Source organism: Rheinheimera baltica (assembly GCF_030731985.1).
In the GTDB taxonomy this organism is placed as follows: domain Bacteria; phylum Pseudomonadota; class Gammaproteobacteria; order Enterobacterales; family Alteromonadaceae; genus Alishewanella; species Alishewanella baltica.
On the sequence record NZ_JAPJDY010000005.1, the window covers coordinates 120,184 to 140,429 of the forward strand.

Below are 20,246 nucleotides of genomic sequence, written 5' to 3' on the forward strand. Positions count from 1 at the left end.
AACTCAGAATTAATGTGGAACATTAACAGGCGAAACCAGAATTTGCTTGTATGCATAAGCAATGTTTAATTCGTCATCTGCAACTTTATGTAACACATTAAGATGGGTAAAACGTGCCATAAACATGGGCACAAGCTCTTTGAGGATCCGCTTTGACAACATCGCACCTACGCAAAAATGCGTTCCAAATCCAAAATCTAACTGCTTAGCTATTTTGTTATTAACTTCAGATTTTATTACAGCTTGCTGTATATCAATCAGTACGGTCATCCCCTCATTGATCTCAAGACCTTCTAATAATATCTTTTTCTTAGAAATACGGTGAATGTATCTAGGCGCAGTAGATAAATGAAACAGGAAATCAAACTGATCTTCAAACTGTGCAACAGTTAGCGCCTTACCATTATTTTCAGAATAAATAAGTGCCAACATATTAACAGTGGTCTGAACTAAGGGTGCCATGGCCGCATACATTGCCGTTACAAAGGCATAGCAAGTTAGCTGGTCAAAAGGCTTGTCAATTTGCACTTGTTCCAATAAAGATTTAGTGGGCAACTTACGATCACCGGTATTCGTTTGCCCAGCCGCCTCCGTAGTTGCTGCCTCTAGCATTTTTATAAGATATTTAAAATCAGATTCACTCTGAAGCCTTTGCTTAAGCGGCAACATTGGCTCTACCATGCGCTGAAGCACCGTAGCTATGCGATCAAAATCTTTTTTATTACTCGGGAAAACCCCCAGTAATGGGCGGGCTATTCTGTCGAAAATTGGCAGGCCAACATTGGCAACTAAATCAAATGAGCCAAGTAAAGGCAAATCATTAATAATGCTCTTAATTTTCTCGGAAAAAAAAGCATCCCACTGCTTGAGATTACTTCTGCTTAAAAACTCCAAAGCGATCTGGCGCAGCATTTTGTGCCGTGAGTTCTCCAGAAAAAACGGTGAAGCATTCACAAAACACCGGGTCATTTCAAACGATTTACCAGATGCCTCTTCCAAGCGTTCTAGATATTGATAAAGATTCGGTATCTCAAAGTATTCATTTTTTAAAATTTGCAAAGCAAGCTTGTAATCAGTTATAAAAACCATGTTAGGGTTGTTTGCAAATTCGTCAATCTGGCGCATATCCGTTATCACTGCTTATTTCCTTGTTCCTCATCTCCCAATAAGACACTGGCAGAAGCGATCCTCTTAGCTAATAGAGATGACTTAAATATTACACTGTGTTGTTCAACCCTAACATCTGGGAACCGCCGAAATAGACCGGAGATAAAAGTCACAATCAGTTGACGGGCTAATTCAGAGCCAGGGCAACGATGAACACCTGCCCCAAACGCAAGATGGCGCTCTGGAGGGAAGTTGGCAATCTGTTCATATTCACAATTACGAAAGTGAGACTTATCCCGGTTGACCGATGGCACATGAATAAACAGAGAGTCATTCTTTTTTAGCTCTATATCGTCTATCACTACATCCGCAGATGCCACTCTGGTCAAATATTCCGTAGATACACAAAACCTTACCAACGTCTGAAAATATGCTGCCACCCACTTTTTATCAGAAAATTTAGACCGCAAGGGCTTCGAAAGAGAGTCGTTTTTAATCACGATGTGCGAAATAGTCTCGCTGCTCGTACGCGAGGCAATTAGAAGTATTGCTATGGTTGCAGCGATTTGATCTAACGAATAAGACCTATTTTCGCCCATTAGCTTACTATGAATATCATACATTAAGCCTGATTTACGTGGGTTTTTCAGCTGCTCAATAATAGAAGTGATCATATTACGCAATACGGCTTGTATTTTTAGTAGCGTTTTTACTGACTGAACAGGCTCTACTATTTTTACACTTACATCGACATCTCTTAAAAACGACCTAACACAAACTGGCGCATAGCCAAATACCCGTTGAACCAAACCCACAAAAAGTGGCTCTTCAATGTCACAAACAATATCGACTACGCCAGATTTTTGCGCCAAAGTAAACAATACCTCTTCACAAACATCGTCGATAATCAATTGATACCGAGATACGTTTTCTGGTCCAAGGGGTTCACGCAATCGCTCTTTTATATCTTGATGAATACTACCTTGCATAAAAAACAACATCTGCTGTGAATAAGCAATAAGTAGCTTTAGATCGACGTTGGCACTATTTTGTATTTTCTCTAAATAATCAACTGGTGAAGGTGCCAGCATAACAGGTTTTGCTAAACACTTTTGTGCTGCCTGATGCAAGCATATTAATGGCCGTTTAGAATGCTGCATGCTACTCCTCGCGCTTCACCCAGCGCTGGATCTTACCACTTGTTGTTCGAGGTAGGGTATTACGTTTGTATAAGTCTATATCTCGTACAAATACCCCAAAAGCATCATTAAAAGCTAACTGAAGCGCCACAGCGATTTCGTTATGCGATAAATTGCTTTGGTTTTGGTAGGTCTCAATCGAGAAACGCAACACATCACCACCTTCCGCTAGTTGAAGTATAATTGCGTGAGGGTTAAGTTGCGGGCAAATTTTATTTGCCAACACAGCAAAATCAAATGGATAGAGGGTTTTCCCCCTTAGTTTGATAATATCTTTTAATCTACCAGTTATAGTTAAAAAATCATTTTGGATGATACCCACATCACCCGTTTTAATCCAACGACGTTGCTGATACTCGAATGAAGGTAGTTCACCTGAAGTGTAGTTTAGCGCCACAGCATCCCCGGTAAGGCAAATTTCACCTTCCAGGCCGTCTTCAAGTGATTCATTATTTTTCAGGGAAAAAATACCTATATCAGCGTGTTCCCGTCCTAAGTAACAAGGTAATGTATTATCACTTTTAGGCTTCATCAGCAGCGGCAAAGCACAAGAGTCTTGTCCCTCAATACACCTTTCGCCACCAGCGAATAATACGGTTTCAGCAAGCCCATAGCAGGCAAAAAACGCACTTTCTGAAAATCCAGCATCAGACAACCCTTCAACTAGATGTTGCTTAAGGCTTGCAGGAATATAGTCAGCACCACAAAAAGCTGAAGTCCAACAACTCAAATCCAGTTCAGCTTTTAACTTGCTGTTCAGATAGCGCAGACAAAGCTCATAGGCAAAAGGGGGACCGCCACTAAAGTTTACTCTATACTGACTAATAAGCTTTAACCAGATTGATGGACGACTTATAAAATCCTTAGACGCCATCATCATTATCCAACCGCACGCCAATATGGGATACAGAATACCGCCAAACAACCCCATATCATGATAATGCGGCAACCAGTTTAAATAACGATGCTGCTCTCCGAGTTTCCAGCTCTGGCGCATCTTCGCAAAATTAGCGAGTATCATTTTCCCGGTAAGCAACACCCCTTTAGGACTCGCGGTAGAACCTGATGAATACTGAATTATCGAGATATCATCCACTGGTTGTAAAAACTCAGTAACTGGCTTTAACACGTTAGCCTTCGCCAACAAGCTTTCAACCGTAACAATCTCAATATTTGGTAAACGCTCTGCTATCTTTTGCTCATCACTGGTATGAACAATCGCCCACTTAAACTTAGTGTCATTATGTATAGCAGATAAACGCTGATAGTCTTGGTCTTTTGTAGGAACCGGACAAGGTGCAATAGTCGTACCGGCGTAAATACCGGCAACTAAAACAGATAAAAACGCCAAACCTCCATCCAACAACACCAAAACCGGTGCTTGCGCTAAATGAGTGTCTATAAACACGGCAGCTAGTTGACGCGCTTCGGTATCAACAGCCGTGCCACTTACACCGGTAACGTGGCCAGACTGATACTGGTTGATAGCACAGGCATGCTTATTGGCTGTGAGGCTTGCATGTAACTGCTGAGCAAGGAACTGTGATTGAATAATAAAAACTCCGATTAATGACCTTTAGGCGAATTTTTAAAACACTTTACACCTAAGGTCAGTGAAAAATGAGCAAAAGCGATCAACACTACTATTTTATTTTCCTGGCAAATAAAATCCAACCTCGCGATACGGTTTGATAGCCCTTTGATCTTAGTAAAGCTTGTATTTCCAGCAGTGGGCTTTGGCCATTGCGTTCTGGCGAGCAGTCAATAGCAAGCTTTTGTATAAGATGCGCCTGCATGCCTTTCACTATTTCTAATTCAACCCCTTCTGCTTCAATTTTGGCAAAAGTAAACTTATCAATGTTATGTTTTTGAGCTAAGGCATCAATGCTCAATACCGGCACTGTGCGTGATTCCAAACGGTTGCCCGCATCTGGCGCTAACATACTATGTTCAACCGGATTATCGACCACATTGATGATCATTTCGCCAACACAATCATACAAACCGGCACATTCAATACTAACGTTATCAAATTGAGCGGTATTTTCGGCAATAAAACGACAATTATTAGTGTCTGGCTCTACACAGAGTACTTTGCAACCTAGTAAAGCCGCCGCATAAGCAAAGCCACCAACAAAAGCACCGCAATCCAGCACAGTGTCACTGCCGTTAATGTCTAAAAAACCCGGTAGAGTGTACTTGCGATATAGCCATTCATTGTAACCAAATGAGCACATTAATAACTTTACTGATGGTATACCTAATGGAAACCGAAAGGCCCTACCCTTTGAAATGATCTCCCAACCATCGCTAAGTTGTTTAGCTGATAGAGGATATCTACGCTGATTAAGGTGAGTTACGTTTGCATATAATTCGAACTGCTGCGTTATCGGTAACGTACTGCAAGCTCTTCGGATAGCAATATCAATCTGCAACTCATTTTTAGACAAAGGAAGAAAATAATTATCGCTATTAGATCTATAACCTTGCTCTTCAGCAAATACCCGAACCCATTCATCACAGATTTTGCCATAATCAAAGCGTTGCTGAACAATTTCAGGGCCATTATTACCAAGGCTTGCTGCATAATCAGGGTTTTTAAGCATACAAATGAGGTTATCTGCCAACTCTTGTACACCTTGCCCCAACAAACCAGTAAGGCCATCATCAACAACATCAAGAATACCTTCCGATGCAGCGGATACAACAGCAGTACCAGCGGCTAAAAATTCAATAGCAGAACCTGGGCAGTTTTCACCTTTACCGGTGGGATTAACTACACCGCAAAGCGCTTGTTTAAGAAGTGGAATTTTTTCCACGCCCATAACACCTTTAAAGTCGACGGAGGGTAACCTATTTCCTTGTTTATCAATCAAGTACGGAATAATCGTTTCATTTTCAAAGGCCTCATCTGCTACACCCCACAAACCAAGCTTGGCATTACGGTTATAAAGCTGACCCGAGCCTATAACAACCAACCTTGCGTTTGGGCATTTTTCAAGCACCCGAGGCCAAGCCTGAGCCAATAGTCCAAACCCTTTTACCGGTATAAGGGAGCCAGTATAAACAACAAGATTTGGATCTTTGTTACAAATCCCTTGATATGCAAAAGGGTAAAACCCGTTGTGGATCCGGGTTAGCTTATGCTGAATATCGCTATGATAAATTGCTCGCTTTTGCCATTCTCCCACTGGAATAAAGCGCCTTACGTTTGGTGCATTTGCCAAGGACTCAATAATATTATTCTGCGGCGTGTTGTGGGCCCAGATAATAAATTTAATCGCATAAACCTGAATACGCTCAACTAACTTTGCAGCGTCTTCACGCACCGTAGGCCGCCAGACAAAAAACTCAAATCCTTGTTCGAGCGCTTTTTCCACTGCAATTAAACAGTTATCTGCCTGCTCTGTGCTTAACTCCTGAGGTAATAATTGCGTAGACTGCGCAAATATTTTAATCTGAAAAAAGTCGTATCGGCGGTGCAATTCCAACGGCAAAGTCACAAAATTAAACTCAGTCCCGCCAATACCAGGGTTACCCTTTTCAGGTTCGCGCAAATCGACGCTTTTTATATTTTTATTTTCCAGATAAAAGGCTATTTTCACAAATTTTGCCATCCCAAAGTTTTTGCAGTGCGTTATTACTATCAGTATAAAAGTCTAAAACTGACTGTTTGGTCTGTGGTGATAATGTATATTGAGCTTTCGGCATTAACTTAAGCGCATTGTTTAGTAGCAGCCGGTTAGTAAGTGAACTGTTAAACCCCGCCAGTTGCTGCCACCGTTGGCGCTGCCGCAGCCTATTGTAGATTTGGGACAAACCTCGATTTTCGACCTGATTAGATAGACGGCTCTCCACAAAATCGCGGGTCACGCCAAGTAAGTTGGCCCACGCCTCATAAAAGCGATAAGGCGCATCTTGCAGCCATTCGTAGCGTATAACCGTTAATCGATTAGCGCCAAATAACCGCTGACATTCACATATTAGATCATAGTAGTTCAATGCGGCTCTCGCTTTTACTAATTGAGGATGCAATAAAAACTTCACCACCCATTCCTCAAACGTATAAGGAGAGCCTCTAGTTAAATTAATCGGATCAAAAGGATGATCAGTATATTGAGAATGCAACCAGCTTAACTGATCTCTTATTACGATTATGATCTTTGCATTAGGAAAAACCGCTTTTATACGATAGAGTTTTTCGTACACCGGTATAGATGAGAAAAATGCCGAGGTTAATGCTTCATGGCTCAGCAAGCTTACGCTGTGCTCGCTATGAGCATTGAGCAACACTTCCCACATGTCCTTAAGCGAATCCGGGCTAACCTCTGGCTGATTATGCAACGCTTTATAAAACGCAAATACTCTGTTGTCTTTTAAATAAAGACTATTCAGGCCTTCTGCTATTTCATTACTACCAGCGACATTATTAGTAGGGTAAAGCGAAAAATTATTTACGTTAGGAACAAACGGAAAAAGCTTCTTTTGCAATGTACTGCTGGCGGTTTTGGGTAAGCCTATATGAAAAATGTATTGCTGATGATTTTCCGTCATGTATTCATCCATATATTTAGCAACAGCTGATACTCTTTTGCTGTATTGGCTCGTTTTACATGTGTTTGCATTTTTTGGGTATCGGTCTCATCAATACCTTTAGGATGAATACGAGATACAAACTTGGCATAGTCTTTATTATAAGAAAGATCAGTTGCCAGCAAAGGCTCAATAGTATACGCATTCACTCGTTCAAACTTGGCTGCCCAGTTGTGTATGAAGATATCAGAGGTAGTTTCAATTGCTACAAACCTGCTTAGCAAAAGCCTAGCCATCGCTTGATTTAAAATGAAAGCAACATTACTCATAACCACGGCCTGGGTAATGTTTACTTCTTGCTTTTCTAATAACGAGACTTGCGTGTCTAAACCAGAATGCCCCATTCTGATCAACAACGGTTCTTCAGTTTGAAGGTTTATTTTATCCAGCGCCAGGCTTAACAACCCCATGGCACCGGGGTAAAACAATACATCATCCTCGCATATCATGGTAAGCCCTTCGTGGATAGCGGCTTTAACCCAGGCTTTTTTAAAAGCCAGCCAGTTGGCAACTTGTTGTGGAATTAGAATATTGTTAGGGCAGCTGCAACTCCGTTGATTGCACCGAAAACAATTAGGGGGCGCTTTTACGCGGTTACTCAGATAAAACTGCTTTACCGCCTGGCTGTTGTAAGCTACGCCATCACTAAACGTAAAATTATCTATGCCTATCTCTGTAAAATGGCGTTTTACGTGCTCACGACGCTCTGTATCTTCAGGTAAAGACACCACACAAACCTGTTGAATTCGATTATCCGGCATATAGCGCTCCTAAAAAATGACACAGCCAGAGACGATTTTAAGCTAAATACGTGCCGTCTTGGTGGGTGAAGCCGGTAATAAAGGCCTTTTCCATACAAACAGGAGCACCAGGCGCCCGTTTGTATTAGAACGTTAAGCGTTATTCTACAGACACAGGCAATTCATAACCATGTTGCTTTAACAGTGCATGACGTTTCGCCGCTTTTAAATCTTCAGCCACCATTTCTGCACACATTTCTTGGGTAGTAATCTCCGGCACCCAGCCCAGTTTTTGTTTGGCTTTGCTTGGGTCACCTAATAGCGTTTCTACCTCAGCCGGGCGGAAATAGCGTGGGTCTACTTTAACAATAACATCCCCCACTTTTAATGCCGGAGCATTGTCACCCTCTATAGCCTCAACAATGGCCACTTCATCTTCACCCGTGCCTTCAAAGCGCAAGGTGATACCCAGCTCTTTGGCAGACCAGCTAATAAATTCACGCACTGAATATTGCACACCGGTGGCAATAACAAAATCGTCCGGCGTGTCTTGCTGCAACATCATCCATTGCATACGCACATAGTCTTTGGCATGGCCCCAATCGCGCAGTGCATCCATATTACCCATATAAATACAAGATTCTAAGCCTTGAGCAATATTCGCCAAACCGCGGGTAATTTTGCGGGTAACAAAGGTCTCACCACGGCGTGGGCTTTCATGGTTAAATAAAATGCCGTTGCAAGCATACATACCATAGGCTTCGCGGTAATTTACGGTAATCCAGTAAGCATACATTTTGGCTACCGCATAGGGCGAGCGCGGGTAAAATGGCGTAGTTTCTTTTTGCGGTATCTCCTGCACTAAGCCATAAAGCTCAGAGGTAGATGCCTGGTAAAAACGGGTTTTTTTCTCTAAACCCAAAATACGAATCGCTTCTAAAATACGCAAGGTGCCCATGGCATCTACGTCAGCAGTATATTCGGGTGCTTCAAAGCTTACCGCAACATGGCTTTGTGCACCTAAGTTATATATCTCGTCTGGTTGTACTTGCTGGATAATACGTACCAAATTCGACGTATCAGTTAAATCACCATAGTGCAAAATAAAATGCTGGTTATCTACATGCGGGTCTTCATAAATATGGTCAACCCGTTGGGTATTAAAGCTGGATGCCCGACGCTTAATACCATGTACCTGGTAACCTTTCTCCAACAGAAACTCGGCTAAATAAGAACCGTCCTGGCCTGTAACACCAGTAATAAGAGCTTTTTTCATTAAAGTAATCCAATTAATTCTTTAGAAATTCTAACAATTTCGTTGTACGAAACCGAACTCACTAACAACCCACCAACATAGTTTACTGGCCGTTCATTAGACCCGAAACCTTTTTTAAGGGTAACATTCGGAACAATATCTAAAGTCTCTATAAAAACGTCACCCTGTAGTTCTCTATCTTTGAAATAATTATAACCCGCCCTCGTGTAGTAACTAAACTCATCTCTGCAAGTCACGTTAATACTTTTCGAAGCATCATTTATTTTTAAAACCCCTGTGTCTGGCCCTAACAAATAACTAACACCATGTCCAAAAAGACCACTTAGTTGAATCTTAATTTTTCTAGTGTTACCTTCCAACTTTGAGTAAACAGCAGAATAACCAGACCTTGAAAATTCAATAACATCTAATCCAGACTCCAAAGGAATAATTAAATCTAATGAAACATTGTCTATAACATTAAAAATGGGATTTAAAAACCCTGGATTCACCCTATAGTCAAGCCTATTGAATGCATCAGAAAAATATTTACCTACAAATCTTGCACCACTCTCGTTGGTATGAATACCATCTCTTAAATAGGGTGATATATCATCCACAACATCCGAAATATTAAACCGGAGAATATCAAACAAACGGGAAACTTTACTGTTTATCGCGAAGACCCAGTCATTTTTAATGTCCAGATCTGCTCTGGGTATGTCAAGAAGTATAGGAGTAATTCCTTTTGATAACGCAACCCTCAACACATAAACCAAAGAAAACAAGTACATTTGTTCTGAAAGAAAACTTCTAAACCCTGCAGTTGCAATTTCAAAAATTACAATATCATAGTTATTCTTTTCTAATATAGAACCTACAAGGTAAGCAAGATGGTGCGGTTGAACTCCACCCAAGGCAACCTTCTCAATTTTAGCATTAGGGATGTCAATATACTTAAAATACCCATTATCTTCAGCCGTAACGCTGAAGCCTAGGAATAAAATATTCATAAAACCCCATCTATTCCACAAAATTATTGATAAATGTTCCTATAACGGCATCAACCATACTTTTTGACACATGCAAACTGTCACTTTGCCAAGCGTTATCTCTAGGTGAATGCATAACCATTTCATAAGATGGAAAGTAATCGACGAAATCATACATTTCAGCAATTTGGTTAGCACATACACGCAAGGTTGACTTAGAAACAGTGTTTGCAACTACAACGTCATTGCTTGTCCAAGTTGTAGATAAAGGCACCGGACTAACCGTAACAATAAATTTGACATCTTTAACACTTTTTTCTCTTACCAACTGAATAAAAGATTCTAAACTAGAAAAAACATCGTTAAAACCGGGAGTTGAAAAAACAAACCTATCACTATTTCGTTTTAACAGGGAAGGTGGTGGACTCGAATTCAAAAATGAACTAGTTTCGTTGTCGAACCAGACCTCATTAAGGCCAAGAGTCAAGAATACAACATCCGCGTCTAATATTTGTTTTAAAAGGTTATCAATATATGTTCTAAATTCACATAACTTGTCAAACTCCATTGGCTTCATTACAGATGCGAGCTGAGGGTCAATCCAATAACCATCGGAAACCTCAATAAATCCGTTATTCACGATTGACCTAACATTTAAAATTCTTTCAAATTCTTCACAGATAGATAGAGTACTATATTTATTCAGTACCGAACGCGGCCCAACCGTATTTGATAGTGCACCAACGGAACCGAGCAACATGTCTGATGGCACTTGAAAATCTTGACCTATAACATCAATACCATTCTCGACTAGAGCTCTTTCTACATTTCGAGCAAAACAAGACCCTATAGTAAAAACTTTACTAGCTTTATTTAATTTAAACTTGGGTATACAATTCACTAAAAAATATGGTTGTGAAAATCTTTCAACAGCATTATTAGTATCACCTTTTTCGGATTCTACAGCAGGAACCCAACGTTTAAATTTATTTTTAAATGCTGCTTTAAGAGCTAGCGAACTAGCCTGAAAATTTAGTTTCATCTTGTTCTCGCATTAATAATATTATTTAATTTTTCTACTATTGACTCTCTTTGAGCTTGTATACAATCAAAATCAGCAAAAGTTTTAGATAGTGACATCAGCTGAGTATAGTAGCAATCTAAGTAGCTAGAATCGATTTTAGTGCTGTTTATAAACTGAATTAGATCGAGGCCATCATCTCCATGCACCTTAAATAGACTTTCTAAGTTAAAATATCTACTCAGCTCTTCGCATTGCTCCAAATGCACTAAAGGAATAGAACATGAAGCAAATGCATCGTATACTTTTTCAGTTACATAAAAAGGTGCATTAACATTTTCAATGCTCATCAGAAACTTAGTCTTTTTTGACGAAAAAGCCAATTTATCCGCATGCCAATCTGGTAAGGCTTGCCGTACAATGTTTCTTCCCCAACCTTTTCCTTGAAGTTCTACATTCTTGTAATTCTCCACATTCGTAGACCACTTAGTTCTTAGAACACTGTATCCTCTAGCATTTTTCTCTATATATTGAACCGCATACTTTTCATTAACTCTCTTTTCAACAAAACACGTTAATGTTTTTTCGGCAAAGTCCCATTTATTTTTTACGTGAGATTTTCCCGCCGACAAGATCTGATCTATCATAAATTTATATCTTATAATATACTTACTTTCCGTAGTAATAAAATATGGAACATAATCTGATTGAAATATTGAAGAGTTATAGTAATTATAGTATTCATACTGAATTCCAGACATTTCGCAAATTCTGCTGGTGACGAATGGGTCACTATTCCATGTCAAATCCCACAAAGGCTCCTCTGAAACAATAAGAACTCGTAAACAAGAGTTCAAATTAAGTAATCGTCTAATTTCGTCTTTGTTCTCAAAAATATCAACATGAAAAGCCAAGACAACTATATCTGGTATTAAATAGTCATCTACCGTTATCTTAAACCCCTTTGACTCAAATATTTTTCTATATATTGGGTAACTAAATGGAGTTCTATTTGAATGCTTTCCTATCAATTTCACAACCAAACTAGTCATCAAAATTAATCCCTCTGAATTTACAAATAGATTCAAAAATTGATTTCTTCCTTGAACTAACTAAATTTAATTGATTGCTTCCCGATAGGTATATAGATTTTAAGTGACTCAGCTCAAAATCTAGAGTAAGAGCTTTAGTACTCAACCAAGTCAAAAGCAATTCAGGGTTACTTTCAATTTCATAGTGAGGTAAAGGTAAATGACAATAATCCACAGATATCAAAGAAAGAATATCATTAACAAATCCATCACGGCCATACAGTAGTTTATAGGATTTCATAATACTGATACGATTTTCATATTCTTCATGCTTAATATTTCTGAGCTCGTTTTCTATTGACTTTACATCATCTATGCACTCTTCAATTATTATTGCAAACTTTGAAAATAAAGTTAGATGAGATGGAGCTTCATAAGTATTGGCAAGAACAACAGGTAAAACCCCCATTTCAATACATTCCCATAACCGTATCGAATTAGGTCCAGTACCGGATGGACAAAGCGCATACTTTGAACGTTCAAGTATATTTAAATATTCTTTCGACTTTACGTCATGTTCTGTGATATCGCTATGTTTTAGCGATTCACCTTTTATTTGTTTTTTATAAACCACATCGTTATAGTGCCAACTATCTCGACCTTTGATAATAACATCTCTCTTATTTTCTATATTATCAAGAATGATATTTCTTATATTAGTCAGGTACCACTGATTAGACCTAGCTCCGACAAATGAAAACAAAATATCTTTAACGACTTCATTCTCACTTATATTTGTTGGAAACAAAGGGAATGGATAAATGTCAATACTGTCAATACAATCCTGACCTTTTATCTTATGAGACCAAAATACATCAGTAATTTTTGCTAGATTTAAATAGCCAGAAAACTCTATCATTCTTATATGCTGACAAACAGTGATTACTCTTTTGTAATTATATTTAGATATTTCAGTTTCGATATAAGAAAGAAAATCAATAAGCTCTTTACAATCCTTACCATTTTTCATTTTATCAATTAGTGTCGCCCATGGAAATGCAATATAGCAATTATCAATTGATCTAATACCAAGTGATGCTATTTTTTCATACGCATGCTTTTCAGTTATCGCTGGAAACTGCCAGTCTTTATTAAAGATATATATCTTCAACTCGATTCCTCTAGATAATTATAATCTTTAGCTAATTTCTTAAACCAGTATGATTGTTTCATTATGCAAATATCGCTAGAAGGTAATTCAACTCTATCTCTTACGCCTATTAAATCCGAACTTCTCCCACTATCGCCTGAAACAATAAACTGCGAAAAAACATCCTCAAACATATCATTCAATTGCAAAGAATAAGCGCCACACATCCTCTTCATATGAGGGATAGGGTCTATTACAAAATCCTCATAACGAAATACATCACCAAAATCAAAACCTTTTAGAAAATTATAAAGGCGCTTACAGTATTCATCGAAATTATCAGGCTCAAAATGAACCCAACCATTTTTACGTAACGATGAAAATGAATCTATCGGGTTTCTTAAAGTAATTACATTCTTAATTTCAAAGTGTGGCGACAATAGACGACTGATAGTGTCAACTTCTGGTATTTCAATGGTAGTGCAATAATCTGCATGCGTATGCGCGCGTATTACTAAATAGCCGCCACGTTCACGTACATGCTTTTCTGTAGCAATAATATTTTCTACAAAGAGCTGCTCAGCAAGTTTATCTACTTCTGGGATCTGGCTGTAAAGCGCTTGAGTAATAACATCCCTCGGTGTGTAGGTGCCCTTATTAGCATTGAAACCAAGCCGGGTAGTCGGATGTAATTCACTTAATAGAAACACATTGGGTTGTGCCGCAATACATTTAGAGATTAGCGTGCCGCCACTGCAGGCAAAATGATGAATAATTCGTAATATTGGCTTTTGTGGCTGACTAGCTTGTACAACCTGCTCACAACGCTGTAAAAGGCTTTCCGTGTGATGAAAACTACGAAGGTCGGTTAATGCAACATCTGGCTTATTGATATTGTTATTTTCAATTAACGCCAAGGCCTGCTGCAATTGCAGCTGCAGCTCACTTAAGTTAGGCATAGTATCTTGCTGTTTACTCATCGTGCTGGCTTTACTTCTAAAAGTTCGGGATGTTCTTGTTCTAGCTGATTATAAAACTTACTGGCCGCAGACAACTTAATATAGAGCTCGCCTATTAGACTGCGCAGTTCTTGTTCTGTTTTTAATAACTGGGCATAGCGTCCACGAAGCTCTGATGCATCTGCTTCTACTTTTGCCAACAATTTAACACTTAACTGCGAGCTACGTTGCTGCTCTTTTAGCTCTTTATTAAGCTGCTCGTTTTGCGTTTTAAGTGTCTCTGCCCAGGATTTATGTTTTTGGTTTAACTCTGATTCTTGCTTTAAACTCTGACTTGTTCGTTTTAGCTCTTGTTCTAACTCTGCCTTTGCAGTGTTCAATTGCTTTGACTGACTATCGCTATCAGCGATTTTAGTGTTTAGTGCGGTCTGTGTGTTATTCAATGCCGTGACTTGCTGCTGTGCTGCTTGTAGCTGCTTAGCTAGTTCAACTTTAGCCTGCTCAGCCTGTTGTTTAGCTGCCTCTAACTGTTTAACCAGCTCTGCTTTAGCCTGCTCGCTTTGTCGCTGCTCTTTAGCTAATTGCTGCTTTGCGGCTTCAAACTGTTTAGCCAATTCAGTCTTATCTTGCTCAGCCTGCTGCTTATCTGCTGAGGCTTGCTGTTTAACAGAGTCCAGTTGTTGTTTACCAGCGTCAAACTGTTTTTTCAGCTCAGCTTTAGCTTGCTCGCTTTGCTGCTGCTCTGTAGCGAATTGCTGCTTGGCTGCTTCAAACTGCTTAGCCAGTTCGGCCTTTTGCTGCTCCGCTTGCTGCTTTGCTGCGTCTAACTGTTGCTTCGCCGCATCAAGCTGCTTTGTTATCTCAGCTTGGGTAGTAGACTGTGCATTAAGTGCTTCATCATGCTGCTGTTTGGCTTGCTGTCGCTGTTGCTGCTCCGTTTCAAGCTGGGTGGTAAGCTCGGCAATGCGCTGATTAGCCTGCTTTAGTTGCTGCGCTTGCGCATCACGGTAAAACCGCAGTAATGGGAAGTCGGCATCAGAATTGTCGGTTTCACTAAGTTCAAAGCCATTAGCTGCCAGGTATTGCGTTAACTCGTTAAGCGGCGCTGCCGACTTGTATAACGGCTGTTCGCTATGCTGTACCACTAAATGGCTAAAATGTTGCAGTATATCGGTCTCGGCCAGATGGGTGAGCAAGGCCAAATTCTGTGCTGGCAGCTCTAATAACAACATATTTTGCTGACCATGCAGTTTACTGGCATTTAACTCGTTAGCTAACGCCAGCGTTTGCACTTCTTTTTCCGGCAAAGCTTTAAGGCCGGGAAATAGCTCGGCTAGAAGCGCCGTGGCCGGGGCTAAGGCATTGCACTGTGCCAGGTTAAAGCATGACATAACCGCCGTACCTGCCTGATCTGATACCGCGTGCGCTTTTACGTTTAGCGCTTTATTACCAGCAAACTGCTTAGCAAGCTGCTGCGCCAATGTGGCGTCAGCCTCAAAAACAGTAACCGAATCTGCCGGTATAGTTAGACACTGAGACAATACGTCACCGGTGCCGGCACCGATGGCAATAAGCTGTTTTACTGAAGGTATTGAAGACCACTGCATGGGAGTTAACATCCTTTAAGGCTTTTGTTTTAGCTGTAATAGCTTAGGCGATGTTTGCCGGCCTTCTATTTGGCCAAACTTAATATAATGAATAAGCGGATTAATACCACTGCTGCCTACATCGGGATAATGGCTTAGGTACCAGTTGCCGTCAAAATCTGGCCCCGGGGTCCGGCCTTCTTTGGCACCGTATTTTAGGTAGTGCTCTATGGCATCGGCACCCGACTGCTCTACGTCTGGGTAACTTTGTAAATACCAGTCTTGGTTAAACAAAGCGCAACTTCTAATAAGGCTGATGTCTTTTTGTAATTGCAGCTGCTTTTTCTTAGCCGAACTGCTTAATTTACGCACCGGTGCCATGGCTTTCCACATGGTAGAGCTTTTAACAGTTTTTAACTCTGCCATGGCCTGATGGCCGCTTAAACTGGCACCGGCTAACTGGCGTTGCAGTTTTTCAATTTCGGCCTGTGCTTTTACCAGCTCTCGTTCGGCTTGTTTTTGCAGTACATTAAGGCTGTTGTGGCGTGCAGTGGCCTGGCGTAAGGCGTCGGCATGTTGCTGCTCTGCCTGATTGCTGCGCTGTTGTAACTGCTGATAGCTTTTAGTTTGCTCGGTTTGCTGCTGTTGATATTGTTTATTTAGTTGTTCCAGCTGTTGTTGATGCTGCTTGATGCTTTGTTCCAACTGCTGCTGATGCTGCTTGCTGTTTTGTTCCAGCTGTTGTTTCTGTTTAGCTAAATCAGCATCTGCTTTTTGCAACACAGTTTGTTGCTGCTTATACTGCAGGTAATATTTTTCCAGCTCTTCTTGCACTTGCAGCAGTTGTAACAGCAGTAATTCGTTTTCTTGCTTAGTGTTGTCGGCTTGTTGTTGCGACGCAGTCAGGCTTGCTGCCAGTTGCTGATTGTCAGCATTAGCCTTAGTCAGTGCAGCGGTTTGTTGCTCTAACTCGCGCTGTAATGGGGTTAATTTAAGCTGCATTTGCTGTTTTTCTGCAAACACCACTTCCAGTTCTTGCTGCACTAATTCCAGTTGCAGCCTAAATTCCTGCAGCTGTTGTTCTAGCTGTGGTATGCGCAGCTGGCTTTGTTGTAATGCACGGTATTCGCTAAACCAATGCTCTACACAGCTTTCTGCATAGCTTTCTGCGTTACTAGCACTGGATTGCGTGGGCAGGCTACTGGCATGCAGCAGATCGGCTAATTGGCTTAATTCAGCCGTTTGCTGAATGGCCTCTTTGGCCATGAGTGCCAGCAAAGACGGTGCTCCAGGCTTAGGCATACCTGATAGCACGCTATCGATATTAGCGCTGTATGCTTGTATTAAGCCGTTTTGCAACGCGTCATCTAAACAAATAAGTTTGAGTTGGCGACGATGTTTGCGCTGGGTTTGTAGCAATGCCTGAGTGCTTTGTTGCCAGGCGTTTAAGGCGTCAGTCACCGATAAATTAGCTAACTGCCCGGCTACAACGACCTGCGGTAAACTATAAAACACAGTTACCTGCGTACCCGCCGCCAAGCTGTTATCAAGAGCAGTGTACGGCATTGTTGTTAAGCGACTGTCGTCGGTTAGCTGTGGTGATACTGCTAGTTGCAACAGCTGCCAGCTGGTGTCACAACCAAGAAAAAAAATGTCTGTCATAAACTCTCTTTGCTTTTAGCCCAAAGTTTCGGGTTAGTTTTTTGCTCGTTAGCCATAATATTCTGCGTTAGAAAACGCGACTGATTGCTGATCTTTTTCTGACAAAATCACCCGCTCTACGTTTGGCCAGACGATACCAAGCGCTGCGTCGTCCCAGCGAATGGCCCGTTCAAACTGTGGCGCATAGTAGTCAGTGGTTTTATATAACACGTCGGCGGTGTCTGACAACACTAAAAAACCATGCGCAAAGCCCGGTGGAACCCACATTTGCTGCTGATTATTTGCCGACAGTGTTGCACCTGTCCACTGGCCAAACTGAGGTGAGCTACGGCGTAAATCTACCGCTACGTCGAATATTTCGCCCTGCAATACCCTAACTAACTTGCCTTGCGGTTGCTGTATTTGATAATGCAAGCCACGCAGTACACCCTTTGCCGAGCGTGACTGGTTGTCTTGCACAAAATTAACGTCACCAATTAGCTGGTTAAAACTTTGCTGGTTAAAGCTTTCAAAAAAATGTCCGCGTTCATCGCCATACACTTTGGGCGTTAACAGCAGCACGTCGGCCAGGGATGTCTTAGTTACCTGCACTTTACTGCTCCGTTAAAAGCCGCCATCCAGCAGGCGGCGTAAATAGTGGCCATAACCGGTTTTGCTTAATGTCCGGGCTATACGTAACATGTCTTTGTCGTTTATCCAGCCATTGCGCCAGGCAATTTCTTCTAAACAAGCAATTTTAAGGCCTTGGCGGTGCTCTATGGTTTGCACGTATTGTGAAGCTTCCAATAACGAGTCGTGAGTACCCGTGTCAAGCCACGCAAAACCACGGCCTAGTTTTTCTACCTGTAACTTACCCTGCTGCAGATAAGCATTATTAACACAGGTAATTTCTAATTCGCCACGCGCTGAAGGCTTAACGGCCTTAGCAATTTCAACCACGTCGTTGTCATAAAAATATAAGCCGGTTACCGCATAGTTAGATTTTGGCTGTTTGGGTTTTTCTTCAATCGACAAGGCTTTACCGGCACTGTCAAATTCAACCACACCAAAACGCTCGGGGTCTTTTACCATATAGCCAAACACCGTGGCGCCCTGCGCTTGCTGCGCGGCTTTTAGTAACTGCCCGGTGAAATGCTGACCATGAAATATGTTGTCACCTAATACTAAGCAAACACGGTCATTGCCAATAAATTGCTCGCCAATAATAAACGCCTGAGCTAAGCCATCTGGTGAAGGTTGCACTGCGTATTCAAATTGCACACCAAACTGACTACCTGTACCTAACAGCTTTTTAAATGAGGGTAGATCTTCAGGCGTACTGATGATCAATATTTGCCGGATGCCAGATAGCATTAATACGGAAATTGGGTAGTAAATCATTGGCTTGTCATAGATTGGCAGCAATTGCTTAGACACACCCAACGTGATGGGATGTAACCGGCTACCTGCGCCACCTGCCAATACTATACCTTTTTGAGCCATATTGTTCCTGCTATGCCTGCGTGTTGCGCCTGTTAGCTGGCGACGATAAAACGCGATAGTTTACTGTTAGCGCTGCCTAATGGCAATCAAGGGTTGCCCAGTAGCACCGGGACAAGCTCTTTACCAACATAAAGTCCTTCGGTGTAACTGACTTTTAATGCTGTGTTGTCAGATGTCTCTATGTCTTGCTGCAGTATTTTTGTGTAGTCGAAACCGGCCATATGCGTAACAGGATAGTGCCCAGATATACGGCAATTTAATTCGGTTACGTATAAGCCATCTTCGCAGACAAAGCAGTCGACAGATAAAATACCTTTATGCTTTATTGCACCAGACAAGCGCTTTGCAATCTCTTCAAAAGGTTGGGCACTTTTTGTTAGGCCAACATCGGTTTCACCGGCACGCATTGAGACTTTTTGTTTTGCAGCACAACCAATGTAGCTCTGGTTTAAACTATTTACCACATCCAGCCCGTGTTCCTGGCCTGCCAGTTTCTGCTGAATAATAATGGCAGCATCTTTTGTTCGCTCACTCTCATATTTGAGGTGTGATTTCTCGATATCTTGCTGACATTTGGCATAGAACACTTCCAGCTCCGCCAGGTTGTCCGCAAAATACACGCCTATAGATGCCATGCCCCAACGTGGCTTCACTACCAACGGAAATTGCAAGCTCCCATCGTTGATAGCCTGTTTCGCCTGGTCCAGATTTAGTACGGTATTAGGTGAGCCAATGCCAAGCGATAACAATAACTGATGTGTTTCCCATTTATCGTTACAACGTTCAACACTGTCTTCAGGTGCAAGAATCAATGTAATTCCGGCATCGGTAAAACGTTGTTGATGCTGCGCCAAAACTAACAGGTCAATATCAAATACGGATAAAACGTAAGTGATTGCATGCTTTTTACAGTAATGCAGTACCGCATCTATATAGCCTGTATCGTATATAAGTGGTGCAATAAAATGGCCATCAGCCAGCGTAAAAGCATGGCTGGGTTCGGAGTTACTCACGTGAATATGACGCTTTGGATTGAAGGTCTGTCGGAAATAACGGACCAGATAGCTTCGCCGTCCAATCGACGTTAATAAAATATGCATTATAACTGCTCCAACGTTGTTATTACCTGCTGTATATCATCACTTTGAAACACGGCGATATGCTTGGCAATGGTATCAAGCGGTAAGTCCCACCATCTTAATGCCTGTAGCCGACAGACGGTATCGGCATCAAACCGGTAGCGAATAACCCGAGCCGGACTACCAACCGCTATGGCGTAAGGCGGTATATCTGATGTGACGGTAGCGTTTGCGCCAATCACGGCACCATCACCAATTGTACAGCCACGAAGCACCGTTACATTTGCGCCCAGCCATACATCATTGCCTAAAATACAAGGTCGACTATACCTGTCGTAAGGGGCAGCAGTGGTGTTTTCGGTTAATTGATATGTTGGGTTATAAAGAAAA

General features: G+C 41.3%; 17 protein-coding genes and 1 pseudogene. All 18 read right to left on the reverse strand.

Annotated elements, in window-relative coordinates; genetic code table 11:
• Positions 1-9: 9 nt before the first annotated feature.
• Positions 10-1,125: a cytochrome P450 family protein gene (locus ORJ00_RS09950; RefSeq protein ID WP_306021668.1), complete on the reverse strand. Its 1,116-nt coding sequence runs from the start codon at positions 1,123-1,125 to the stop codon at positions 10-12.
• 8 nt (positions 1,126-1,133) lie between these two features.
• The gene (locus tag ORJ00_RS09955; protein WP_306021667.1) at positions 1,134-2,267 is read right to left on the reverse strand and encodes a cytochrome P450; all 1,134 of its coding nucleotides are present in this window, start codon (positions 2,265-2,267) and stop codon (positions 1,134-1,136) included.
• A 1-nt stretch (position 2,268) separates the two neighbouring features.
• The gene (locus ORJ00_RS09960) at positions 2,269-3,873 is read right to left on the reverse strand and encodes an AMP-binding protein (protein ID WP_370304643.1); all 1,605 of its coding nucleotides are present in this window, start codon (positions 3,871-3,873) and stop codon (positions 2,269-2,271) included.
• 76 nt (positions 3,874-3,949) lie between these two features.
• On the reverse strand, positions 3,950-5,911 hold the full coding sequence (locus tag ORJ00_RS09965) for an FkbM family methyltransferase (protein WP_306139748.1): 1,962 nt from the start codon (positions 5,909-5,911) through the stop codon (positions 3,950-3,952).
• On the reverse strand, positions 5,883-6,860 hold the full coding sequence (locus ORJ00_RS09970) for a sulfotransferase (protein WP_306139749.1): 978 nt from the start codon (positions 6,858-6,860) through the stop codon (positions 5,883-5,885). The genes ORJ00_RS09965 and ORJ00_RS09970 overlap by 29 nt, the downstream gene beginning before the upstream one ends.
• A complete protein-coding gene (locus tag ORJ00_RS09975; protein WP_306139750.1) occupies positions 6,857-7,660 on the reverse strand; it encodes a glycosyltransferase family 25 protein in 804 nt (267 codons plus the stop codon). The genes ORJ00_RS09970 and ORJ00_RS09975 overlap by 4 nt, the downstream gene beginning before the upstream one ends.
• A gap of 139 nt (positions 7,661-7,799) precedes the next feature.
• The gene (gene gmd, locus ORJ00_RS09980) at positions 7,800-8,915 is read right to left on the reverse strand and encodes a GDP-mannose 4,6-dehydratase (RefSeq protein WP_306139751.1); all 1,116 of its coding nucleotides are present in this window, start codon (positions 8,913-8,915) and stop codon (positions 7,800-7,802) included.
• Entirely contained in the window at positions 8,915-9,907 is a 993-nt protein-coding gene (locus ORJ00_RS09985) for a hypothetical protein (protein ID WP_306139753.1), read from the reverse strand. The genes gmd and ORJ00_RS09985 overlap by 1 nt, the downstream gene beginning before the upstream one ends.
• Positions 9,908-9,917: 10 nt before the next feature.
• Positions 9,918-10,928 (reverse strand): GSCFA domain-containing protein, encoded by a 1,011-nt coding sequence (locus ORJ00_RS09990; protein WP_306139754.1) that lies wholly within the window; start codon positions 10,926-10,928, stop codon positions 9,918-9,920.
• Complete coding sequence (locus ORJ00_RS09995) at positions 10,925-11,959, reverse strand: glycosyltransferase family 10 domain-containing protein (RefSeq protein ID WP_306139756.1); 1,035 nt, start codon at positions 11,957-11,959, stop codon at positions 10,925-10,927. The genes ORJ00_RS09990 and ORJ00_RS09995 overlap by 4 nt, the downstream gene beginning before the upstream one ends.
• On the reverse strand, positions 11,952-13,109 hold the full coding sequence (locus ORJ00_RS10000; protein ID WP_306139757.1) for an exostosin domain-containing protein: 1,158 nt from the start codon (positions 13,107-13,109) through the stop codon (positions 11,952-11,954). Before ORJ00_RS10000 ends, ORJ00_RS09995 begins: the two co-directional genes overlap by 8 nt.
• Entirely contained in the window at positions 13,106-14,068 is a 963-nt protein-coding gene (locus tag ORJ00_RS10005) for a sulfotransferase family protein (RefSeq protein WP_306139759.1), read from the reverse strand. The genes ORJ00_RS10000 and ORJ00_RS10005 overlap by 4 nt, the downstream gene beginning before the upstream one ends.
• A complete protein-coding gene (locus ORJ00_RS10010) occupies positions 14,065-15,654 on the reverse strand; it encodes a coiled-coil domain-containing protein (protein WP_306139761.1) in 1,590 nt (529 codons plus the stop codon). Before ORJ00_RS10010 ends, ORJ00_RS10005 begins: the two co-directional genes overlap by 4 nt.
• Before the next feature lie 15 nt (positions 15,655-15,669).
• Positions 15,670-17,295: a coiled-coil domain-containing protein gene (locus ORJ00_RS10015; protein ID WP_306139762.1), complete on the reverse strand. Its 1,626-nt coding sequence runs from the start codon at positions 17,293-17,295 to the stop codon at positions 15,670-15,672.
• 48 nt (positions 17,296-17,343) lie between these two features.
• Complete coding sequence (rfbC, locus tag ORJ00_RS10020; protein ID WP_027672770.1) at positions 17,344-17,886, reverse strand: dTDP-4-dehydrorhamnose 3,5-epimerase; 543 nt, start codon at positions 17,884-17,886, stop codon at positions 17,344-17,346.
• 12 nt (positions 17,887-17,898) lie between these two features.
• Positions 17,899-18,777 (reverse strand): glucose-1-phosphate thymidylyltransferase RfbA, encoded by an 879-nt coding sequence (rfbA, locus tag ORJ00_RS10025; RefSeq protein WP_306139763.1) that lies wholly within the window; start codon positions 18,775-18,777, stop codon positions 17,899-17,901.
• Between the two features lie 86 nt (positions 18,778-18,863).
• A complete protein-coding gene (locus ORJ00_RS10030) occupies positions 18,864-19,877 on the reverse strand; it encodes an ATP-grasp domain-containing protein (RefSeq protein ID WP_306139764.1) in 1,014 nt (337 codons plus the stop codon).
• A gap of 160 nt (positions 19,878-20,037) precedes the next feature.
• A pseudogene (locus ORJ00_RS19010) lies at positions 20,038-20,167 on the reverse strand (DapH/DapD/GlmU-related protein); the annotation flags it as partial.
• Between the last annotated feature and the right edge of the window lie 79 nt (positions 20,168-20,246).

What these genes read in the sequence shown, in the direction of transcription:
- ORJ00_RS10005 (WP_306139759.1), bottom strand. Translation starts at nt 14,068, where the DNA reads ATGAGTAAACAGCAAGATACTATGCCTAACTTAAGTGAGCTGCAGCTG.
- ORJ00_RS09985 (WP_306139753.1), bottom strand. Translation starts at nt 9,907, where the DNA reads ATGAATATTTTATTCCTAGGCTTCAGCGTTACGGCTGAAGATAATGGG.
- ORJ00_RS09995 (WP_306139756.1), bottom strand. Translation starts at nt 11,959, where the DNA reads ATGACTAGTTTGGTTGTGAAATTGATAGGAAAGCATTCAAATAGAACT.
- ORJ00_RS10010 (WP_306139761.1), bottom strand. Translation starts at nt 15,654, where the DNA reads ATGCAGTGGTCTTCAATACCTTCAGTAAAACAGCTTATTGCCATCGGT.
- ORJ00_RS09950 (WP_306021668.1), bottom strand. Translation starts at nt 1,125, where the DNA reads ATGCGCCAGATTGACGAATTTGCAAACAACCCTAACATGGTTTTTATA.
- ORJ00_RS09975 (WP_306139750.1), bottom strand. Translation starts at nt 7,660, where the DNA reads ATGCCGGATAATCGAATTCAACAGGTTTGTGTGGTGTCTTTACCTGAA.
- ORJ00_RS10030 (WP_306139764.1), bottom strand. Translation starts at nt 19,877, where the DNA reads ATGCATATTTTATTAACGTCGATTGGACGGCGAAGCTATCTGGTCCGT.
- ORJ00_RS10015 (WP_306139762.1), bottom strand. Translation starts at nt 17,295, where the DNA reads ATGACAGACATTTTTTTTCTTGGTTGTGACACCAGCTGGCAGCTGTTG.
- gmd (WP_306139751.1), bottom strand. Translation starts at nt 8,915, where the DNA reads ATGAAAAAAGCTCTTATTACTGGTGTTACAGGCCAGGACGGTTCTTAT.
- ORJ00_RS09955 (WP_306021667.1), bottom strand. Translation starts at nt 2,267, where the DNA reads ATGCAGCATTCTAAACGGCCATTAATATGCTTGCATCAGGCAGCACAA.
- ORJ00_RS09970 (WP_306139749.1), bottom strand. Translation starts at nt 6,860, where the DNA reads ATGACGGAAAATCATCAGCAATACATTTTTCATATAGGCTTACCCAAA.
- ORJ00_RS09990 (WP_306139754.1), bottom strand. Translation starts at nt 10,928, where the DNA reads ATGAAACTAAATTTTCAGGCTAGTTCGCTAGCTCTTAAAGCAGCATTT.
- rfbA (WP_306139763.1), bottom strand. Translation starts at nt 18,777, where the DNA reads ATGGCTCAAAAAGGTATAGTATTGGCAGGTGGCGCAGGTAGCCGGTTA.